The following is a 20,184-nucleotide window of genomic DNA, read 5'->3' on the forward strand; positions in this document are numbered from 1 at the left end:
AGTGAGCAACGATGAATCTGGCGCCACCGAGAAATAGAGAAGGCCGCCGCTCGTTTCCACATTCCGATGGGTGGGGATTTAAGTGAGGATAGCGGTGCCGAATAAGGCCGCTTGTCTCGAAGGCGCATGGATCGACGACATATTACTCGAGGGGGACGGCGACAGGACTGCCCTCCACCTGGGCAGGCCGGTGCCCCTGGAGGAACTGCGCCTGCTCGTCGCCGGCGAACAGGACCGGCTGCGGGCCGCCGGACTGGTCGGCGGGGGCACGCTCGCCGTACGCATGCCCCCTTCCCTGGCCTGTGTCGTCGCCATGCTCGCCGGGTGGCGCGCGGGAGCCCAGGTCGCGCTGCTGGACCACCGGCTGACCACGTACGAGGTCGGCAAGGCGATAGCGCGGCTCACCCCGCAACTGGTCGTCGAGCCGGTCGAGGAGGCGACCGGCCGGCTGCGCGGCTTCTTCGACGTCACCGCCCGCATCACCCCTCTGCACGGCGGCCGTCCGGCCGCGTCACCCGACGCGCTGCTGCAGCTGAGCTCCGGCTCGACCGGACCCTCCAAGGTCATCGGCCGCCCGGTGGGCAGCCTCCTGGCGGAACTCGACCGGTACGCGCGGCTGGACGGCTTTCCCCGCAGAGGCGAACGCGTCGTCGTGCTGGCCTCGGTCGTGCACGTCCTCGGCCTCGTCGGAGGGCTGCTGCACGGACTCGCCTCCGGCGCGGAGGTGGTCCTGCCCGGTACCCAGACGGTCGACGGGGTCCTGCGCGCCGTAGCCGCGGGCGACGAACCCACCACCCTCCTGGGCGTCCCGTCCCAGGCCGCGCTCCTCGCCGCGCACCGCAACCCGCCCCACCTTCCCCAGCTGCGCCGGATGATCGTCGGCGGCGAACCGGTCGCGGCGGACGTCCGGGAACGGTTCACCCGCCGGTACGGTGCCGGCCTCGGCGTCATGTACGGCATGACCGAGGCCGGCGTCATCGCCACCGACCTGACCGGAAGCACCGTGCCCGGCCTCACTCCGGCCCCCGGCATGAAGGTGCGCGTCGAGGACGGCCAGATCCTCCTCGGCCTGCCCCGGACGCCCTACGTGGGGCCGGCCGACCCGACGCGCTTCGTCGACGGCTGGCTGCGCACCAAGGACGCGGGCAGCTTCGGCGCGGACGGCCTGCTGACGGTGCACGGCAGGCTGGACGCGCAGGTCTCCGTCGGCGGGCTGAAGGTCGACCTCGCCGAGGTCGAGGAGGTCCTCACCTCGCTGCCGGGGGTCACCGACGCGGTGGTCGTCCGGGGCAGCGGCATCGAGGCCTTCGTGACCACGACGGGGCCGGACGTCCAGGCCGGCCTCGCCGCCCTGCTCGCGGCGCGGCTCGCACCGTACAAACGGCCGCGCGTCCTGCACGCCCTGCCCGAGATCCCACGTACCGTCACCGGAAAGCCGGTGCGCAACGCCGACGTCCTGCGGGCCGCCGTACGGACCGCGGCGTGTACCGCGGGCTCAGGTGCGGCCCCCGGAGGAGATCCGGCGCACCTGGACCCGGACACCGCCCTCGCCTGAACCGGCCCCGTCCGGACCGTCCGCGCCCTCACCCCGCAACGCGACGCCGACGACATGGCGGCCGCCGCCCACCTGAAGCGCCAGCGAGACGACACCCTCGGCGTCCGGCAGCGCGCGCGGGGCGGACGGCGGGTGCGGTCCGGGAGGCCAGGGCTCCGGCAACGGCATCGCCCGGCCCATGCCCCCGCCGCGCAGTCCGCGGCCCAGTGCCTTGCCGACCGCCTCCTTCTGCGTCCACAACCACAGGAAAGCCAGGGAGCGTTCCCGCTCGGGCAGCGCTCCGATCCAGGCCGCCTCCGCGGGGTGGAGCCACGCCCGGGCCATCGCCTCGGCGCGCAGCTCACGAACCCCTTCCAAGTCGACACCCACCGGCCACCGCCCCGACAGGGCGATCGCCAGTGCTCCACGCGTGTGGGCCACGCTCACGCTCAGCCCCTCACCGGCACCGCCCAGATACGGACGGCCGCCGGGCTCGTGCTCCATCCAGACCTCGGACTCCGGGACGTCGAGCATCGCGGCCGCGTTCCGCAGCAGCAGCGAGCGTGCCGTCGTGCGCTCGTCCCCGTCCGTGGTGCACCACAGCACCGTCACCGTGTCCGGGTCCATGCCCGGGTGCCCATCCATGAACAGGAGTCAATCAAATGTCCGCTGAGGTCGAGAAGTTCATCATCGAGGCGCTGGAGAACATGAACTACGACGTGTCCGAGGTCACCGGCGACACCCCGCTCGGTCCGGCCGGACTGGACCTGGAGTCCCTCTCCGTCGCGGAGATCGCCATCCAGGTCGAGGACACGTACGGAGTGAAGTTCGAGGAGGACGAGATGGAGTCCGTCGCGCTCCTCACCGTCTCCGGGCTCGTCAAGGAGATCGTCGACCGGGCCGCCGCCGCTGCCGCGGCCAGGTGAGTCCCCGGCCGGCCACGGCCCGGCCCGCAGCCGCCTCCCCGCTCGCACGCCCACGCGGCGGGCGGGAGGGACGGCGGCACCGTACGCGCAGGTCAGGGCGGCATCAGCCGTACCCGACAAGTCACTGGCAACAAGGCCCGACACGTAGGGACACCCGGGAATGAACCCGAACAACGAGCGCGCACAGCTCGCGGCCGATCAACGACTCGGCGTGGGCAACGTGCTGACCACACTGACCGAGCGGGGCACCGGCCTCGACACTCCGACCCTGACCTTCGACACCGAGGTCGACGGCCAACCGGCCTGGCGGGCCTTCACTCTGGCCGGGCTCGCCGAGCGCGTCGCCGCCCGGGCCTGCGCCCTGCACGCCCTCGGCGTCCGGCCCCGCGACCCGGTCGCCGTCTGGGTGACGGACGGCGCCGACCAGGTGCTCGGCTACCTGGCGCTGGCCCGCCTCGGCGCGATCCCCGCGCTCGTCAACGGCAGGCTGCCGGCCGAGCAGGCGGCCGAGTACATCAGGCGGCTCGGGGCCGTCGGAGTGATCGCCGACGGCCCGCACCGGGAGCTGCTGTCCTCGGCCGGCGGCTCGACGCCGCTGCTCGCCCACCCGGCCGACCTCGGCAAGGGCGATCCGGCCGAGGCGCCCGCGCCGTACCGGCACCACGGCGACGAGCCCGTGGTCATCACGCACTCCTCCGGGACCACCGGTCTGCCCAAGGCCGTCACCCACTCCCACCACAGCCTCTTCGCCGCCATCCGCCACCGGCTGTCCCTGCCCAGGGGCCAGGGTCTGGACCGGATGCTGGGAGCGCTGCCGTCGGCGCACGCGGCCACCGTCATCGCGGTGAACCTCGCCCTGACCAACCGCGCCCAACTGGCCGTCCTCTCCCGGCAGACCGGCACGCTGGTGCTGGACACCATCGAGTCCTGGCAGCCCACCAGCGTCCTCGGGTTCGCCGCCACCTGGTCCGAACTGGCCGGCGAGGACCTGTCGAAGCGCGACCTCACCTCGGTGCGCACCTGGTGGAACACCGGGGACTGCGCGCACGAGGCACACATCCGCAAGCTCATCGCCAACGGCACGCGGGAGTCCGTCACCAAGCGGGGGCGGGTCACCCGGCCCGGCTCCTTCTTCGTGGACGGCCTGGGCTCCTCGGAGATGGGCCACTCCCAGTTCCACATCACCCACACCCCCGACACCAGCCGGTACGGCCGTTGCATCGGCAAGCCGCACGCCTTCTCCGACGTCGCCGTCGTGGACGAGGACGGCGAGAAGCTCGGTACCGGCGAGGTCGGCCAGCTCGCCATCAGCGCGCCGACGCTGTCGCTGGGCTACTGGAACGACTCGGTGACCACCTACCGCACCCGCCGGGACGGCTACTTCCTCACCGGCGACCTCGTCCACCGCGACGAGGAGGGCTACTACTACCACGTCGACCGGCTGGTGGACGCGGTCGACCTCGGCGACGGCCACCGCCTGTACACCATGCTGTGCGAGGAGCGCGTCCTCGCCGACTGCCCCGACGTGCTGGAGTGCACGGTCGTCGCGGTGCCGAGCGAGGGCCGGGTGGTGACCTCGGTGCTGCTCGTGCTGGACCCGGCGGCGGACGCCGGGGTGGACCGCACGGCCGAGGTGCTCGCCGCGCTGGACGAGCACGTGGCCCGCACGGTGGAGCGGGTGGTGGTGGTCGGCCCGGATCGCATTCCGCTGGGCGCGACCGGCAAGGTGCGCAAGATCCTGCTCCGTCGCCGCTTCCTGGACGGCGAGTTGCTGGGCCGGGACCCCTCTCCCAGGCAGGTGGCCGTATGACCGCCACGCACCCGGCCGCGGTGATCACCGGGCTCGGCACCTTCACCCCGCTCGGCCGAGGCGCCGTCGACACCTTCGACGCGCTGTGCCACGGCAAGTCCGGTCTGCGCCGACCGCCCACGGGGCACCTGCTGGACGGCACGGTGGGCTCCGCCGGCATCGCCCCCGACATCGAGGCCCCCGAAGTACTGCCGCCCAGCGAGGGACGGCTCGTGGACCGCTTCGCCCTGATGGCCCTGGCGGCGGCCGACGACGCCCTCGCCGACGCGGGGCTCGTCGTCGGCCGCGACGCCGACCCGGAGCGGGTCGCGGTGGTCGTCTCCAGCGGCGCGGGCGGCCTGACCACGTACGAGGCTCAGGCCCACGAACGCGTCAGCCGTGGCCGGACCGCGGTGAGCCCCTACCTGCTGCCCGGCATGCTGCCCAACATGGCGGCCGCTCGCATCGCCATCAAGCACGGCATCCGCGGCTGGAGTTCGGCCGTCTCCACGGCCTGCGCGGCGGGCGCCCACGCCGTGGCGGAGGCCGCCCGGCTGATCCGGTACGGCGAGGCCGACGTGGTGGTCTGCGGAGGCGCCGAGGCACCGCTCAACGCCACCTCGGCGCTGGCCTTCGACCACGCGCGGGCGCTGGCGCGCGGCTGGGACGACGACCCGGAGGCGGCCAGCCGCCCCTTCGACCGCCGCCGCAACGGGTTCGTCCTCGCGGAGGGCGCCGGGGTGCTGGTCGTCGAGCGCGCCGGGCACGCGGACGCCCGCGGCGCGGCCGGCTACGCCGACCTGCTCGGCTGGGGCGCCAGCACCGACGCCTTCAAGCCCACCGCGCCGCGCCCCGGCGGCGAGGGAGCCGCCCAGGCCATGCGCGGTGCCCTCCGGACGGGCGGTCGCACGCCCGACGAGGTCGGCTACGTCAACGCGCACGGCACCGCCACCAAGCTGGGTGACATCGCCGAGACCAGGGCGGTACGGGCCGTGTTCGGCGACCGCTCCCCGGCGGTGAGCAGCACCAAGTCGATGACCGGGCACCTGCTCGGCGGCTCGGGTGCCGTGGAGGCGGCCGTCTGCGCGCTCGCCGTCTCGCGCGGCATCCTGCCGCCCACCCACAACCTCGACGAGGTGGACCCCGCCTGCGACCTCGACCACGTGCGCGGCGAGGCGCGCCGCGGGCCCGTCGAGGCCGCCCTGTCCAACTCGTTCGCCTTCGGCGGTCACAACGTCAGCCTGCTCTTCGGCACGGCCAGTACCCGCACCACACGACAGCGAGAGGGAGAAGGCACGTGAAGATCGAAGCCGTCGACCACGTCGAGTTCTACGTCGGCGACGCCCAGCAGTCGGCGTTCTATCTCTGCACCGCATTCGGGTTCCGGGTGCGCGGCCAGGCCGGGCCCGAGACGGGGCAGGCGGACAGCCGCTCCCTGCTGCTGCGCCAGGGCGGTGTCGACCTCGTGCTCACCTCCGCGCTGACCCCGGACCACCCGGCGGCCCGGTACGTCTCCCGGCACGGCGACGGCGTGGCCAACATCGCCTTCCGTACGCCCGACGCCGCCAAGGCCTTCGAGAGTGCGGTCGCGAAGGGGGCGACCGCGGTCGAGGAACCGGTCGTGCACAGCCAGTGCGGCACCGAGGTCGTCACCGCCTCCGTCCTCGGCTTCGGTGACGTCGCCCACCGGTTCGTGCAGCGCACCGGCGACCGGGAGGAGTTCCTGCCCGGCACGATGGACATCTTCGCCGCCGACCCCGAGGAGAGCGAGCAGCTCCTGCACACCGTCGACCACGCGGCGATCTGCCTGCCGGCCGGCGAGCTGGGTCCGACGGTCGCCTTCTACGAGAAGGTGTTCGGGTTCGGCCAGATCTTCGAGGAGTTCATCGAGGTCGGCGAGCAGGCCATGGACTCCAAGGTCGTGCAGAGCTCGTCCGGCAAGGTCACCTTCACCCTCATCGAGCCGGTGACCGACCGTCGCCCCGGCCAGATCGACACCTTCCTGGCCCGGCACGGCGGGGCCGGTGTGCAGCACCTCGCCCTGCTCACCGACGACATCGTCGCCACCGTCCCGGCGCTGGAGGCGCGCGGCGTCGCCTTCCTGGAGACGCCCGGCTCCTACTACGACGAGCTGAGCGGGCGTCTGAAGCGGCCGGACCTGCGCCTGGAGGACCTGCGGCGCACCAACGTCCTGGTCGACCAGGACCACTGGGGCCAGGTGTTCCAGATCTTCACCCAGTCCATGCACGTGCGGAAGACCTTCTTCTGGGAGGTCATCGACCGGCACGGCGCCCGCACCTTCGGCAGCGGCAACATCAAGGCCCTCTACGAGGCCGTGGCCCGCGAGAGGGCGATGGCCTGACCTCCGCCCGCTCCGCCCGTGACCGCTTCACTCGACCGAGGAAGACCGTGACCACACAGAACACCGCTCCCTTCACGCTGACCGACGAGGAGCGCGCGCTCCTGCCCACCGACGAGGACGTCGACTTCTACACCGAGCACGGCTGGTACCTGTCCGGGAAGCTCTTCACCGACGAGGAGACCGAGCTGCTCGAAGCGGCCTCCGAGCGGTTCTACGCCGGCCACCGCGACCGAACCCTGCCGGTCCGCCCGCCCAAGCTCGCCTACTGGGAGCCCGGCCACGGCTCCGTCCAGCGGCACAACGACTACATCCACTACGAGGACGACACCATCGGCCGCATCCTGCGCAAGCCGCTGCTCGGCGCGGTGGCGGCGCGGCTCGCCGAGGCCGAGGAGATACGGGTGTTCCAGTCGACCCTGATCTACAAGCCGCCGGTCTCCGGGGAGCAGTCGAACATCGTGCCCTGGCACTTCGACCGCCACTACTGGGCCACGTCCACCTCGGAGCGGATGCTGACCGCGTTCATCCCCTTCCACCACTGCGACGAGGAGATGGGCACCATCACGATGGTGGACGGCAGCCACCGGTGGAAGGAGACCGCCGCCAACGACGCCACCTCCCTGCACTTCGCCGAGCGCGACCGCGGCGAGCTCGACCAGATGCTGGAGGAGAACGCGGCGTACAACGGCGTCGAGGTCCGCAAGGTCCCGATGGTCATCCCGAAGGGGCACGTCAGCTTCCACCACTGCCGCACCTATCACGGCAGCGGCGCCAACATGAGCGACCGGCCGCGGCGCGCCATCTCCTTCCACCTCCAGGACGGCGGGAACCGCTACCGCGCCTTCCGCCGCTCCGACGGCACCCAGGTCACCTACAACCACGACATGGTGGTGCGCCGAACGGCCGAGGGCACGCCGGACTACGCGGACCCCGACTTCCTCCCGGTGCTGTGGCGCACCCGCTGATGCGCAGTGTCGCGGTGGTCGGAACGGGCCTGATCGGTACGTCGATCGCCCTGGCCCTGCGAGGCCGGGGCATCGTCCCCCACCTCCTCGACGCGGACCCCGAGGCGGCGCGGCTGGCGGCCGGTCTCGGCGCGGGGGTGGTGGGGGCGCCCCGCGTGCCGGTCGACCTGGCCGTGCTCGCCGTACCGCCGCGATTCGTCGCGACCTGTCTGCGCGAGCAGCAGCTGCGCGGTCTGGCACAGGACTTCACCGACGTGTCCAGCGTCAAGGTACGGCCGGAGCGGGAGGCGGCGGAACTGGGCTGCGACCTGGGCCGGTTCGTGGGCGGTCATCCGATGGCGGGCCGGGAGCGGTCCGGGCCGCTCGCGGCGCGGGCCGACCTGTTCCACGACAGGCCCTGGGTACTGACTCCCGCCGAGGACACCGGCGAGCGCGGCATCGCCCGGGCGCGGTCGCTCGCCGAACTGTGCGGGGCGCGGCCCGTGGTGATGGAGGCCGCCCGGCACGACCGGGCGGTGGCCCTCGTATCGCACGCGCCGCACCTGGTCGCGAGCCTGCTCGCGGCGCGGTTGCTGAACGGCGAGGAGTCCCACCTCGAACTCGCCGGGCAGGGGCTGCGCGACGCCACCCGCATCGCGGCCGGCGACGCCGGCCTGTGGACGGACATCCTGAGCTCGAACGCGGCCGCGGTCGCCGAGGTTCTGACGGAGCTGGTCCTGGAACTGAACACGGCCGTGGACGCGCTGCGGGACCTGGCCGTGGCCCCGCCGGCCCACGGCTCCGCCGACCGGGCCCGCCTCAACGACGCCCTGGTCCGCGGCGTCCGTGGACGCGCGCTGATCCAGGGGCGGACGGACCTGAGCCTGAGCGGCGCGGCCGCGGGCCAATGAGAGGTCGGCGATCCCGCCGCCACCCGTCGGGCGGCCGACCGGGCCCACGACGACTTCCGACCCAGTGGAGAGAGTGACTATGACCAGCCGACGGCTCGACGTCTGCCTGATCGGTGCCGGGCCGCGTGGCCTCTCGGTCCTCGAACGGCTGTGTGCGAACGCCGCGTCGGTTGCGGACGACACCGCCGTCACCGTGCACGTGGTCGACCCGTACCCGCCGGGCGCCGGCCGGGTGTGGCGCACCGACCAGTCCAGGCATCTGCTGATGAACACGGTGACCTCCCAGGTCACGATGTTCACCGACGACAGCGTGCGGATCGAGGGGAGGCTCGTGCCGGGGCCCAGCCTCTACGAGTGGGCGCGCTTCCTCACCCTGATCGGCCCCATGGGCGGGCCCCGGCACGACGAGCGGGTCCTCGGCGAGGCACGCGCACTCGGCCCCGACTCGTATCCCACCCGCTCCTTCTACGGCCACTACCTGGAGTGGGTCTTCCAGCGGGTCACGAAGACGGCGCCGGCCGGGGTGTCCACCGTCGTGCACCGCGCCCACGCGGTCGGGCTCGACGACGGAAGCGACGGCACCCAGTGCGTGCGGCTCGACGACGGGACGCTTCTGGAGGGCCTGGACGCCGTGGTCCTGGCCCAGGGGCATCTGCCGGTGCGGCCGTCACGGCAGCGGCGCGCACTGGGCGACTTCGCGGCCGACCGCGGACTCGGCCACGTCACGCCGGCCAACCCGGCGGACGTGGACCTGACGAAGGTGGCGGCGGGCGAGACGGTCGCGCTGATCGGGCTGGGGCTCAACTTCTTCGACTATCTGGCCCTGCTCACCCTGGGCCGCGGCGGGAGGTTCGAGCGCCGCGGCGAGCGGCTCGTCTACCTGCCGTCCGGCCGTGAACCCCGGCTGGCCGCGGGCTCCCGCCGCGGCCTGCCCTTCCACGCACGGGGCGAGAACCAGAAGGGCGCGCACGGCCGGCACGAACCGGCGGTGCTGACCGCCGAAGTGATCGGGGAACTGCGCGAGTCGGCCCGGCGCACGGGCGGGACCGACTTCCGCGAGTCCGTCTGGCCGCTGGTCTCCAAGGAAGTCGAGACGGTCTACTACACGACGCTGCTCACCGGCGCGGACCGGGCGGGCGACGCACGCCGGCTGCGCGCGGCCTACCTCGCGGCGCCGCCGGGCGGCCGGCAGGAACGGGAGGTCCTCGACCTGTTCGGCATCGCCCCCGCCGACCGCTGGGACTGGTCCAGGATCGCCCGGCCGTACGCGGGACGGGACTTCGGCTCGCCGGAGGACTTCCGGGGCTGGCTGCTCGGCCACCTGCGAGCGGACCTCGCGGCGGCGCGCGCGGGCAACGTCCACGGTCCGCTCAAGGCGGCGCTCGACGTCCTGCGGGACCTGCGCAACGAACTGCGGCTCGTCGTCGACCACGGCGGCCTCACCGGCCGATCGCACCGGCAGCACCTGGAGGCCTGGTACACGCCGCTGAACGCCTTCCTGTCCATCGGTCCCCCCGCCGCCCGGATCGAGCAGGCGATCGCCCTGATCGAGGCCGGGGTGCTGAGCGTCCTCGGCCCCGACGCCCACGCCGTGGCCGACGAGGCGGCGGGGGTGTTCACGGTCGAGTCCCCGGCGGTTCCCGGTTCCCGGACCCGGGCCACCACGCTGATCGAGGCGCGCCTGCCGGAGACCGACCTGCGTACCACCGCCGACCCGCTGCTGCGCGCGCTCCTGGAGTCCGGACAGTGCAGGCCGTACGCGATACCCGATCCCGGGGGGACGCCGTACGAGACCGGCGGACTCGACGTCACCGACGCGCCGTTCCGGCTGATCGACGCCGCGGGGCGGGCGCACCCGCGCCGCTTCGCCTTCGGCGTCCCCACGGAGTCGGTGCACTGGGCGACGGCGGCCGGGATCCGGCCGGGCGTCAACTCCGTGACCCTGCAGGACTCGGACGCGATCGCGTGCGCGGTACTGGCGGGCACCGCGGACCTGCGGCCGGACGAGGAGATGGTCGGGGAGCTGACGCGATGAGGGCCGTGACCGTCGATGCCGGGATCCTCAGCCCCGTGCGGGCCGGCACCCCCGCCGAGGAGACCACCTGCGACCACGCCTGGCTGCAGGCGATGCTCGACGCGGAGGCGGCGCTGGTCCGGGCCCAGGCGAGTCTGGGCAACGTGCCCGTCGACGCCGCGCGCACGATCACCCGTATGGCCCGGGCCGACCACCTGGACCCGCGCGAGATCGCCGTGCTCAGCCGGGGAGCGGCCAACCCGGTCGTGGCCGTGGTCCAGGCCTTCACCGCGCTGGTGGCGGCCGAGGACCCGCACGCGGCGGACTACGTGCACCGGGGGTCGACCAGCCAGGACATCTTCGACACCGCCCTGATGCTCGTGGCGGCCCGGACCCTGGACGTGCTGCTGGCGGACCTGGAGGAGGTGGCCGGCTACCTGCACGCCCTGGCCGGCGAACACCGGGGGACGCTGATGGCGGCGCGCACCCTCGCGCTGCACGCCGTACCGACGACGTTCGGGCTGAAGGCGGCCGGCTGGCTCGTCGCGGTGGCCTCGGCGACCGACCGGCTGCGACGGGTGCGGGACGAAGGACTGGTCGTGCAGCTGGGCGGCGCGGCCGGCACCTTGGCGGGATACGTCGAGTACGAACGGCTGCACCGCGAGGAGCGGGGGGAGGCCTCGCCGGACGCGTACGCGCGCCGGCTGACGGCCCGGTTCGCGACGGAGACGGACCTGGTCGCCCCGGTGCTGCCGTGGCACGCGCACCGGGCGCCGGTCGCGGGCCTGGCCGGTGAACTCGCCCTGGTCACCGGCGTGCTGGGCAAGCTCGCCGTGGATGTGCAGTCACTGGCCCGTACCGAGACCGGCGAGTTGGCGGAGCCCGCCGCGGCCGGCCGCGGCGTCTCCTCCGCGATGCCCCAGAAGCGCAACCCGGCGCTGGCCACGCTGATCCGCTCCGCCGCCCTCCAAGTCCCCGCGTACGCTGGTGTGCTGACGCAGTCGATGCTGTCCGAGGACGAGCGCTCGGCGGGCGCCTGGCACGCCGAGTGGCAGCCGCTGCGCGAGTGTCTGCGACTGGCGGGCGGAGCCGCGCACACCGCGCGCGAGCTGGTGTCGGGCCTGGTGGTGTCGCCCGAGCGGATGCGCGCCAACCTGGGGCTGACCGGTGGCCTGATCGTCTCCGAGCGCCTCGCCGCCGTACTCGCCTCCGCCCTCGGCAAGGCGGCGGCCAAGGAGGCGGTCGCACGGGCGTCGGCCGAGAGCACGGCCACGGGCCGACCGCTGTCCGGGCTGCTCGCGGCACGGCCGGAGATCGCGTCCCGTTTCACCGCGCGGGATCTGGAGGCGCTCCTCGACCCGGCGGCCTACACGGGCGCCGCGCGGGAGTTGACGGACCGGGCCCTCGCCGCGAGCCGTGACCCGGTGCGCGCGGTCGGCCGGGACGGCTTCTAGGCGCGGGCACCGCCTGTTTCCGGCCGTGCGTGCCCGCACGGCGCGATCCCACTTTAAAATGTACGCACGGTCGTTTACTTTACTGCTGTGGGTGCGGCCGCCGCGAACCGCGCGACGACGGCGCATCGGACGAAGGGATCACCTCGCATGACGACCGCCTCCCCCCACTCGCCGGACACCGGCCCGCCCCGGACACCACAGCCGGCCGATCCGGAGCAGTCACGGACCTCGGCGGCCGCCGCGGCCACGGCCAGGCTCGCCCTGCTCGTCGCGTCGGGCGCCACCTTCCTCGCCGTGCTCGACACCACGGTCGTGAACATCGCCTTCGCCGACCTGCGCACCGACTTCCCCGACGCCTCACTGTCCCAGCTGACCTGGGTCGTCACGGCGTACACCGTCGTGTTCGCCGCCCTGCTGGCCGTCGCTGGACGGGTCGCCGACGTGATCGGCCGCAGGAAGCTGTTCCTGTGGTCCTCGGGCGTGTTCATCGCGGCCTCGCTGCTGAGCGGGATCGCCGCGGACGTGCCCATGCTCATCGCCGCCCGGGCCCTGCAGGGGGTGGGTGCCGCGGGCCTCATCCCCGCGGCACTCGGCCTGGTCCTCCAGCACACACCTCAGGCACGCCGGCAAGTGGCCATCGGTGTCTGGGGCGCGGTCGGCAGCATGGCGGCCGCGGTGGGACCGAGCCTCGGCGGACTGCTCGTGGACGTCTGGGGCTGGCGCAGCGTCTTCCTCATCAACCTGCCGATCGGGCTCGTGATCCTCGCGGGCGCCGCCAGACTCGCCTCCGACACGCCGACCGGGCGCAAGCTGCCCGACCCGCTCGGCACCCTCGCGCTGGCACTGGGTGTCGGCGGTGTGGTCTTCGGCGTGACCCAGGGCACCGAGTGGGGCTGGGGCAGCGGACGCGTGCTCGGTCTGCTGGCCGGCGGTGCCGTGCTGCTCGTGGTGGCGCTGCTGCTCTCGCGGCTGCGGGCCGCGCCCGCCCTCGAACTGGACCTGTGGCGCAGCCGGGCCTTCGCGGCCACCAACGTCACCTCGGTCCTCTTCGGCGCCGCCATGTACTCGTACCTGCTCAGTTCCCTGCTCTTCCTGAACGCGGTGTGGGGCTACTCGGAGCTGAAGGCCGGTCTCGCGGTGACGCCGGGCGCGTTCGCCGCCGCGATAGGGGCGATGGCCGTGGGGAAGCGGGTCCGGCCGGCCGGACAGTGGGCGGCGGTCGCGGTCGGCTCCGCGCTCTTCGGCGCCTCCTGCGCGGCGATGTGGCTGCTGCTCGGCACCGAGAAGCAGTACGCGGCCGTCTGGCTGCCCATCGGCATCCTGGCCGGCGTCGGCATCGGTGCCGCGCTGACCGCGATCTCCAACGCGGCGACGGCCGCGCTGCCGCCCGAGCGCTACGCCTCCGGTACCGGACTGCTCATGACGACCCGGCAGATCGGCGGCGCCCTGGGCATCGCCGCGCTCGCCGCCATCCTCGAACGCCACCACGTCCTCGACGACGAGGGCTACCTGCAGGTGTTCCTCGCCTGCGCCATCGGTGCCGCCGGCGCCGCCGCCGCGGCGCCGGCCATCCGGTCCCGTGCCGCACGGCACACGTGACAGCCAGACCCACGGCGGGAGCCGACGGCTCCCGCGCGGACGCGAGGAAGAGAGCACGATGCCACCCATCGACCGATCGGACCGCGGCGCCGGACGAGCCGAGCACTCCATCCTGGCGGAACTGCAACCGGTGGTGGAGGCCAACCTCCACCGTCATCTCGGCGTCGCCAAGGAGTGGTTCCCGCACGAGTACGTCCCGTGGAGTGAGGGCCGTACGTTCGACGGCCCGCTCGGCGGGGAGCCGTGGACGCCGGACGAGGCCACCCTGCCGGAGGTGGCCCGCACCTCCCTGGTGGTGAACCTGCTCACCGAGGACAACCTGCCCGGCTACCACTTCGCGGTGGCCGAGTTCGGCAAGGACGGCGCCTGGGGCAGCTGGGTGGACCGCTGGACCGCCGAGGAGGCGAGGCACGGAACCGCGCTGCGGGACTACCTCCTCGTGACCCGGGCCGTCGACCCCCAGGCCCTGGAACGCGCCCGCATGACGCACATGTCCGGCGGCTACGACCGGCCGGACGGCTTCAGCGCGCTGCACGCGATCGCGTACGCCGCGTTCCAGGAACTCGCCACGCGCATCTCCCACCGCAACACCGGTCTGGTGAGCACGGACCAGCGGTGCGACGCCCTGCTCGCACGCATCGCCGCGGACGAGAACCTGCACATGGTGTTCTACCGCAACCTCGTCGAGGCCGCGTTCGAGTTCGCGCCGGACACGGCCATGCAGGTGGTGCGTGACGTCGTCGTCGGCTTCGAGATGCCCGGTTCCACCATCAAGGACTTCGGCCGCAAGTCCGCGGAGATCGCCATCGCCGGCATCTACGACCTGCGCCTGCACCACGACAGCGTCCTGATGCCGATCCTGCGCAAGCTCCGGGTCTTCGAGCGGGACGGGTTCGGCGCGCGGGGAGAGGCCGCGCGAGAGGAACTCGCCGCGTTCGTCGAGCGGCTGGACAGGAAGGCGACCTCGTTCACGGACCGCCGCGAGGGCATCAGGGCCGCCCGTGCGCAACGCGAGGCCATGGCCGTCTGAGGTCCGCACGAGTGGGGGGAAGGACGGGACCGGCCTTCCCCCCACTCTCGTCGTCGTGCCGCTCCGGAAGGTCTCGCGCTCAGGGACGACCGGCCGTCGGGGCCTGCTCCCCCTCCAGGGTCCGCCACTTGTCCGGGCGGCCCAGCCACGCGTCGGCCTCGGCGAGCGCCGCGACGTCCGTCGTGGCCAGCGGCAGCCGGGGAGCCAGGCGGGCGTTCCACTCAAGGGCCGGCCGGAGGTCGGGAGGCAGCTCGTCCTCCGGGTAGATCGCGTCGGCCGGGCACGCCTCGACACAGTTGCCGCAGTCGATGCACTCCTCGGGATCGATCACGAGGAACGTGTCGCTCTCGCGGAAGCAGGCGACCGGGCAGTAGGTGACGCACTCGGCGAACCTGCAGCGCACGCACTGCTCGGTGACGACGTGCGTCACGCGGCTCCCTCCCCGGGCGCGGCCGGCGCGGCGAGCAGCCCGGGCCGTCCGTCCAGGAAGCCGTGTCCGGCGTCGAGTCCGGCCTCGTAGGCCTTGACCAGGCCCTCAGGGGTCGCCGCCGCGTAGTCGACGCCCAGGCTCTTCAGGTCCTCCTGCGGCTTGACGACCATGACCCGGGCCCCGTCGAGTACGGAGCCGTCGGCGATCTCCTCGGACGCGTAGAGGTCGCGGAAGAGCGGAAACGGGTCGGACCCGATCGCGATCAGCTCGGTCACGCCCCGCGCGGCGACCTCGCGGGCCGGGCAGGAGCAGGTGTAGGAGGCGTCGACGTACGCCTCGCCGTCGATCTCGGCGGGGACCGCCCAGGCGTGCAGCATCCGTGTGGAGGCGTAGGCGACCGCGTCGTGGTTCCCCGGCGTCAGACGCGGCCGTCCCTCGCCTGGCACCGCCCGCGAGGAGAAGACGACGGGGGCCAGGTTCCGCTCGACCCAGCTCCGGTCGCCGGTGAAGACGTTCCGCAGCAACTGCTTGCCGAGCACCTTGGCGCCAGGGCCCCGGGTGGTCTCCGCGGCGGCCTCGTCGGTGACCTTGCTGGTCGCCAGCAGGTACTCCGGGGCACCGGGGAGGAACAGGCCCTCACGCAGGCGGGGCCCGTACGTGGCGATGCTGTCGAGCACCACGCGGCTCATCCCGTGCTCACCCGCGGCCGCGGCGGCACCCAGCCAGTAGTCGACGCCGACCTCGCGGGCACGGCCGATCGCGGCCAGGCCGCAGGACAGCCCCGAGGACGACGCGGCCGCGTACACGTCGGCGGTCAGGCCCCGTTCCTCGAAGGCGGACAGCACACCGTGGCCGTAGACCCCCTTGAACATGCCGGACGCCACCGCGATGCCCACGCGCCCCCGGGGAGCCTCCCTGGTCGCGGATCCCCCGGTCATGACCGAACTCCCGCGCGCTGGTCGGCGGGCTCGGCAGAGTGGTCCCTCAGGAACTCCGCGTCGATCACCGAATCCAGGTGGTCCTTGATCCACTGGTTGGGGCCGGGCTGCCGGTCCGCCACGGTCTGCGTGGTGCGGGCGGCGGGATACGAGAGTGCCATGTCGTCCTCCAAGCGGGAGCGCTGACGCGAGGCAGATTAGCACGATCGTTCGTTCAGTTTTATACTCGCGGGCCCGATGCGCTGGTATAAATATGAGCGAACGATCGTGCTAGTATCCCGTGTCCGCTGATCGATCTGGAGGCGTGCCATGGACCTCGTGACGACGGAGGCCGACCCGGTCCCGAGGACCGAGGGAGAGAGGATGTTCGACCTCTTCCGGCGGCCCCAGGGGCGCAGCAGGCCCCGGCCCGACGAGCGGGCCGCCATCGAGAGCGCGCGCACCGGCGAGCTGAGCGTCGGCGGTGGCAAGGTCGTCACCTACACCTGGGGCACCGGTGAACGCCCCGTGCTGCTGGTGCACGGCTGGGAGTCGCGCGCGTCGCGCTACGCCAAGCTCGTCACCCGGCTTCTCGAACTCGGCCTCAGCCCGGTCTCCTTCGACGCGCCGGGCCACGGCGAGTCCGAGGGGGACAGCGCGACCCTCGTCGACTACCGCACCGCCATCCGCGCGCTGCACCGCGCGCACGGTGATTTCGAGGCCGTCGTGGGCCACTCCTTCGGCGCGCTGGCGCTCTTCCTGTCGCTGCCCCAGGGACTGGTCGCCCGCCGGATGGTGGCGATCAGCACGGTCCCCGACTTCGCCTACCTGGTCGACTCGTTCTGCGCCCACACCGCCCTGGACGCCCGGACGAGCCAGGAGCTGCGCGACCGCCTGGACCGCGACCTGTACCCGGGTGAGGACATGTGGACCCGCTTCTCGGTCCTCCACCACGCCCCTCGACTACGGGTACCGCTCCTGCTGGTCCACGACGAGGACGACGAGGCGGTCGGCGCCGAACAGGCCGAGCGGCTCGCCGGAGCCTTCGCGGACCGGGCGAGGCTGGTGGTCACCCGCAGACTCGGACACCGGCGGATCCTCGGAGCCCCCGTCGTCGTCGACACGGTCTCCCGGTTCCTCACCGGACGGGAGCCCGGCGGGCGCGGTGGCCGGGCGAGGGCGGCGGCGCGATGAGCGGACTGCTCGCGGGCAGGCGCATCCTGGTGACGGGCGTCCTCATGGAGTCCTCCATCGCCTTCCACACCGCCCGGCTCGCCCAGGAGCAGGGCGCCGAGGTGGTCCTCACCGGGTACGGCAGGCTCGGCCTCGTCGAGCGGATCGCGCGGCGACTGCCCGAACCGGCCCCGCTCGTCGAACTCGACGTCCGGGACACGGGCCACCTGGAGAGCCTGGCCGGCCGGGTCAGGGACCGGGTGGGCGGCGAAGCGCGTCTCGACGGCGTCGTGCACTCGATCGCCTTCGCCCCGCAGGACGCGCTGGGCGGCAACTTCCTCGCCACCGGCTGGGACTCCGTGGCGACCGCGGTCGAGGTCTCCGCGTACTCCCTCAAGTCGCTGGCCATGGCGTGCCTGCCCTTGATGGAGGAGCGCGGCGGGTCGGTCGTGGGCCTGGACTTCGACGCGAGCACGGCCTGGCCGTCGTACGACTGGATGGGCGTCGCCAAGTCGGCGCTGGAGGCCACCTCGCGCTACCTCGCGCGCGACCTCGGCCCGCGCGGGATCCGCTGCAACCTGGTCGCGGCCGGCCCGGTCAGGACCATGGCGGCCCGGCACATTCCCGGCTTCGAGACCTTCCGTGAGGTCTGGGAGACCCGCGCCCCGATCGGCTGGGACCTCTCCGACCCCGAGCCGGCCGCCCGCGCCGTCGTCGCCCTGCTGTCCGACTGGTTCCCCCGGACGACGGGGGAGATCGTGCACGTCGACGGCGGCGTGCACGCCATCGGGGCGTGAGGGGGGGGCACGGCGGCGGACGGACCGCCACCGTGCCCTCCGCGGGGCGCTCAGGTGCCGTCGGGCAGCGACGACGGGTCGGTGACGACGGTGCGCAGGCGGCTCAGCACGGCCTTCTCCGCCTTGCCGTAGCAGGTGAAGTCGTCGTGCAGGACCGACTCGGCGTTGGCCATCTCCAGGAACGCCACCAGCTCGAAGACGAGCTGCGGGACATCGATGTCGTCCGCGATCTCGCCGGCCAGCTGCGCCTCCCGTGCCGTCTGTTCCAGGTACGAGAACCAGTTGGCGCGTGCCGCGGCGAGCATGTCGTGGACCTTGCCCTCGCGCGCGTCGTACTCGGCGGAGACCGAGTAGAAGAAGCAGCCGCCCGGGAAGACGCGCTCCCGGGAGTACGTGAGCCACCCCGTGCACAGCCGCCACAGGCGGCCGACGCCCGCCGGCAGGTCCCGGGCAGGCTGGACCACGTGCTCCAGGTACACGGTGATGGCCGCGCGGATGGTCGCGAGCTGGAGGTCCTCCTTGGAGCCGAAGAGGGCGAAGACACCGCTCTTGCTCAGCTTCAGCTCATTGGCGAGCTGCCCCATGGAGAGCGCCGCGAGGCCCTCCACCGAGGCGATCTCCACCGCCCGTCTGAGGATCAGCTGACGGGTCTGGTTACCGCGCACGACCCGTCCGTCGGCCTGCGTTCCTGCCACGCCCATGTGCACCTACTCTCCTGGAGCCGGCCTTTCTCGGCTCCGTTGAGGCGTCAACAGTGTAGCGAATGAGTGGACGTTCGTGCGGTTTGATGTCCGAACCGGAAGGGATCAGTCCAGGACGGCCGCCCGCGCCTCCACCCCGTCGGCGGGACGCCGGCCCTGGGAGACGAAGTCCAGGACGGTCCGCACGACCTCCTCGTCACCGAGGATGCGCCGGTGCCCAAGACCGCTCGTCACGACCAGCCGCGCCCGGTCACCGAAGGCCTCGGCGATCCTGCGGCCCTGGTCCACCCGGATCCTGGTGTCGTCCTCGTCGTGGATCACGAGGAGCGGAGCGCTCACGGTCTCGGTCATGTCCGTGAGGGAGAAAGGCACCTCGTCGTGCGGCAGGTCGGGGAAGAGGTTCACCCTGATCTCGTCGCGCAGCCGTGCCTTGAGGCTGCCGCGGAGGTTCAGTTCCGCGGAGAACTCCTCGATCAGGTAGTCGAAGTCGCAGACCCCGCTGACGGTGACGACCTTCCGCGCCACCGCTCCGTTCCGCAGGCCGAAGAACGAGCCCAGTACGCCCATGGAGTGGGCGATCAGGCAGTCGAAGGTGCCGTACTCGGCGTGCAGCTCGGAGACGATGTCGCGGTAGTCCAGGATCGTCGTGCCCCGTCCGCCCGCGTCCCCGTGGGCCGGGGCGTCGAAGGTGACGACGCTGTGACCGCGCTCCAGCAACCCCGGGACAAGGCTGGACAGCCGCGAGGCACGCGACTGCCACCCGTGCACCAGAAGGACGGGGCGACTGCCGTCGCCCCACCGGTAGGTCACCGCGTACTTGCCGCCGCCCACCTCGATGCGCCCCACGCGCGCGCTGTCGAGGAGTTCACGCTCGGACGACCGCAGCCGGCTGCGCACCAGCGGCATGTGGAACAGGGCGAACGCCCCCTTGCCCGCCAGCCGCCCCGAGACGAGGGAGAGGGCGTTGAGGGCGGTACTCGCGACTGCCTCGGTGGGTTTCATGCTCACGGCTCCTCGCTTGCGCGTCAGGGCCTGATATATTAGCACGACCGACCGTTCAGTTTTAGTGCTGCGAGGAGGCGCGATGCCGGGCCCCATCTGGTTCGCCCCGTGGAAGCCGGGCCCCGCCGGACACACCGGCCCCGACACCGGTCCGGGCGGTCCGGCCGTCGTGAGCGTCACCGAATTCGCCCCGCACCGCCCCTGGACCTCCCTCGGCGTCAACGTCGCCGGGGCCGCCCTGCGCCGCGGCTGGGGTGACGTCGAGGGGGCGATCGGGCTCTGGCTCTGGTCCGTCCCCGGCCTGTCGCGCCCTCGTTCGGGGTCGGTCTCGGTGTGGCGCGACGAGGAGGGCCTGCGCGGCTTCGTCGCCCGGCACGACCACGTCCGCATCATGCGCGCCTACCGGGACCGCGGCGTCCTGCGTTCCACGACCTGGCACACAGAGCGTTTCGATGTGAACGCCACCCAGGAGGCGGCCCGCGGGGTCATCGCCGAGTGGTCCGCCCAGCCGGTCGCCTGAAGGACGCGCGCAGCCTGGGAACGCGGAGCCTCGTGGGCCGGAGCCCCCAGGCGGCAGGGCCCTCGGGCGGCAGAGCCCCTC

The 20,184-nt window shown here is 72.9% G+C and carries 20 protein-coding genes; 14 read left to right on the forward strand and 6 right to left on the reverse strand.

Annotated elements, in window-relative coordinates:
• Positions 1 to 190 precede the first annotated feature (190 nt).
• A complete protein-coding gene (locus tag DMH12_RS15130) occupies positions 191 to 1,555 on the forward strand; it encodes a class I adenylate-forming enzyme family protein (RefSeq protein ID WP_221763126.1) in 1,365 nt (454 codons plus the stop codon).
• Here DMH12_RS15130 and DMH12_RS15135 read toward each other — a convergent pair.
• Positions 1,496 to 2,179 (reverse strand): 4'-phosphopantetheinyl transferase superfamily protein, encoded by a 684-nt coding sequence (locus tag DMH12_RS15135; RefSeq protein WP_125492092.1) that lies wholly within the window; start codon positions 2,177 to 2,179, stop codon positions 1,496 to 1,498. The two genes, DMH12_RS15130 and DMH12_RS15135, sit on opposite strands and share 60 nt — an antisense overlap.
• Positions 2,180 to 2,196: 17 nt before the next feature.
• Here DMH12_RS15135 and DMH12_RS15140 point away from each other — a divergent pair, with 17 nt between their 5' ends.
• From DMH12_RS15140 to DMH12_RS15185, 10 genes are all read left to right on the forward strand, one after another.
• On the forward strand, positions 2,197 to 2,460 hold the full coding sequence (locus DMH12_RS15140) for a phosphopantetheine-binding protein (protein WP_064730551.1): 264 nt from the start codon (positions 2,197 to 2,199) through the stop codon (positions 2,458 to 2,460).
• Positions 2,461 to 2,620: 160 nt separating this feature from the next.
• Entirely contained in the window at positions 2,621 to 4,270 is a 1,650-nt protein-coding gene (locus tag DMH12_RS15145) for a class I adenylate-forming enzyme family protein (RefSeq protein ID WP_125492093.1), read from the forward strand.
• Positions 4,267 to 5,550 carry a beta-ketoacyl synthase gene (locus tag DMH12_RS15150; RefSeq protein WP_125492094.1) on the forward strand — a complete coding sequence of 428 codons (1,284 nt, stop codon included), beginning with the start codon at positions 4,267 to 4,269 and terminating at the stop codon, positions 5,548 to 5,550. The genes DMH12_RS15145 and DMH12_RS15150 overlap by 4 nt, the downstream gene beginning before the upstream one ends.
• On the forward strand, positions 5,547 to 6,611 hold the full coding sequence (gene hppD, locus DMH12_RS15155; protein WP_125492095.1) for a 4-hydroxyphenylpyruvate dioxygenase: 1,065 nt from the start codon (positions 5,547 to 5,549) through the stop codon (positions 6,609 to 6,611). The genes DMH12_RS15150 and hppD overlap by 4 nt, the downstream gene beginning before the upstream one ends.
• 47 nt (positions 6,612 to 6,658) lie before the next feature.
• Positions 6,659 to 7,576 carry a phytanoyl-CoA dioxygenase family protein gene (locus DMH12_RS15160; RefSeq protein WP_185832325.1) on the forward strand — a complete coding sequence of 306 codons (918 nt, stop codon included), beginning with the start codon at positions 6,659 to 6,661 and terminating at the stop codon, positions 7,574 to 7,576.
• Complete coding sequence (locus tag DMH12_RS15165) at positions 7,576 to 8,466, forward strand: prephenate dehydrogenase (RefSeq protein ID WP_125492096.1); 891 nt, start codon at positions 7,576 to 7,578, stop codon at positions 8,464 to 8,466. The genes DMH12_RS15160 and DMH12_RS15165 overlap by 1 nt, the downstream gene beginning before the upstream one ends.
• Positions 8,467 to 8,545: 79 nt before the next feature.
• Entirely contained in the window at positions 8,546 to 10,501 is a 1,956-nt protein-coding gene (locus DMH12_RS15170; protein WP_125492097.1) for an FAD/NAD(P)-binding domain-containing protein, read from the forward strand.
• The gene (locus DMH12_RS15175) at positions 10,498 to 11,934 is read left to right on the forward strand and encodes an adenylosuccinate lyase family protein (RefSeq protein ID WP_125492098.1); all 1,437 of its coding nucleotides are present in this window, start codon (positions 10,498 to 10,500) and stop codon (positions 11,932 to 11,934) included. Before DMH12_RS15170 ends, DMH12_RS15175 begins: the two co-directional genes overlap by 4 nt.
• Positions 11,935 to 12,081: 147 nt before the next feature.
• Positions 12,082 to 13,533 carry an MFS transporter gene (locus DMH12_RS15180; protein ID WP_125492099.1) on the forward strand — a complete coding sequence of 484 codons (1,452 nt, stop codon included), beginning with the start codon at positions 12,082 to 12,084 and terminating at the stop codon, positions 13,531 to 13,533.
• A gap of 58 nt (positions 13,534 to 13,591) precedes the next feature.
• Entirely contained in the window at positions 13,592 to 14,563 is a 972-nt protein-coding gene (locus tag DMH12_RS15185) for an acyl-ACP desaturase (protein ID WP_125492100.1), read from the forward strand.
• 79 nt (positions 14,564 to 14,642) lie between these two features.
• Here the strand turns inward: DMH12_RS15185 and DMH12_RS15190 are convergent, their stop codons facing one another.
• From DMH12_RS15190 to DMH12_RS39075, 3 genes are read right to left on the reverse strand one after another with little or no spacing between them, the layout of a single operon-like run.
• A complete protein-coding gene (locus DMH12_RS15190; RefSeq protein WP_125492101.1) occupies positions 14,643 to 14,993 on the reverse strand; it encodes a ferredoxin family protein in 351 nt (116 codons plus the stop codon).
• A complete protein-coding gene (locus tag DMH12_RS15195) occupies positions 14,990 to 15,931 on the reverse strand; it encodes a hypothetical protein (RefSeq protein ID WP_125492102.1) in 942 nt (313 codons plus the stop codon). Before DMH12_RS15195 ends, DMH12_RS15190 begins: the two co-directional genes overlap by 4 nt.
• The gene (locus tag DMH12_RS39075; protein ID WP_185832326.1) at positions 15,928 to 16,092 is read right to left on the reverse strand and encodes a hypothetical protein; all 165 of its coding nucleotides are present in this window, start codon (positions 16,090 to 16,092) and stop codon (positions 15,928 to 15,930) included. Before DMH12_RS39075 ends, DMH12_RS15195 begins: the two co-directional genes overlap by 4 nt.
• Before the next feature lie 148 nt (positions 16,093 to 16,240).
• Here DMH12_RS39075 and DMH12_RS15200 point away from each other — a divergent pair, with 148 nt between their 5' ends.
• Together DMH12_RS15200 and fabI are read left to right on the forward strand one after the other, a co-directional pair.
• The gene (locus tag DMH12_RS15200) at positions 16,241 to 17,104 is read left to right on the forward strand and encodes an alpha/beta hydrolase (RefSeq protein ID WP_125492103.1); all 864 of its coding nucleotides are present in this window, start codon (positions 16,241 to 16,243) and stop codon (positions 17,102 to 17,104) included.
• Positions 17,101 to 17,880 carry an enoyl-ACP reductase FabI gene (gene fabI / locus DMH12_RS15205; protein WP_125492104.1) on the forward strand — a complete coding sequence of 260 codons (780 nt, stop codon included), beginning with the start codon at positions 17,101 to 17,103 and terminating at the stop codon, positions 17,878 to 17,880. The genes DMH12_RS15200 and fabI overlap by 4 nt, the downstream gene beginning before the upstream one ends.
• 50 nt (positions 17,881 to 17,930) lie before the next feature.
• On the opposite strand, the gene DMH12_RS15210 is transcribed toward fabI, so the two are convergent.
• Both DMH12_RS15210 and DMH12_RS15215 read right to left on the reverse strand, forming a co-directional pair.
• On the reverse strand, positions 17,931 to 18,575 hold the full coding sequence (locus tag DMH12_RS15210; protein ID WP_125492105.1) for a TetR/AcrR family transcriptional regulator: 645 nt from the start codon (positions 18,573 to 18,575) through the stop codon (positions 17,931 to 17,933).
• A gap of 111 nt (positions 18,576 to 18,686) precedes the next feature.
• Positions 18,687 to 19,583 carry an alpha/beta fold hydrolase gene (locus tag DMH12_RS15215; protein ID WP_185832327.1) on the reverse strand — a complete coding sequence of 299 codons (897 nt, stop codon included), beginning with the start codon at positions 19,581 to 19,583 and terminating at the stop codon, positions 18,687 to 18,689.
• A gap of 82 nt (positions 19,584 to 19,665) precedes the next feature.
• Here DMH12_RS15215 and DMH12_RS15220 point away from each other — a divergent pair, with 82 nt between their 5' ends.
• Positions 19,666 to 20,103 (forward strand): hypothetical protein, encoded by a 438-nt coding sequence (locus tag DMH12_RS15220; RefSeq protein ID WP_125492107.1) that lies wholly within the window; start codon positions 19,666 to 19,668, stop codon positions 20,101 to 20,103.
• Positions 20,104 to 20,184: the final 81 nt, after the last annotated feature.

This window comes from Streptomyces sp. WAC 04229 (genome assembly GCF_003947455.1).
Classification (GTDB): domain Bacteria; phylum Actinomycetota; class Actinomycetes; order Streptomycetales; family Streptomycetaceae; genus Streptomyces.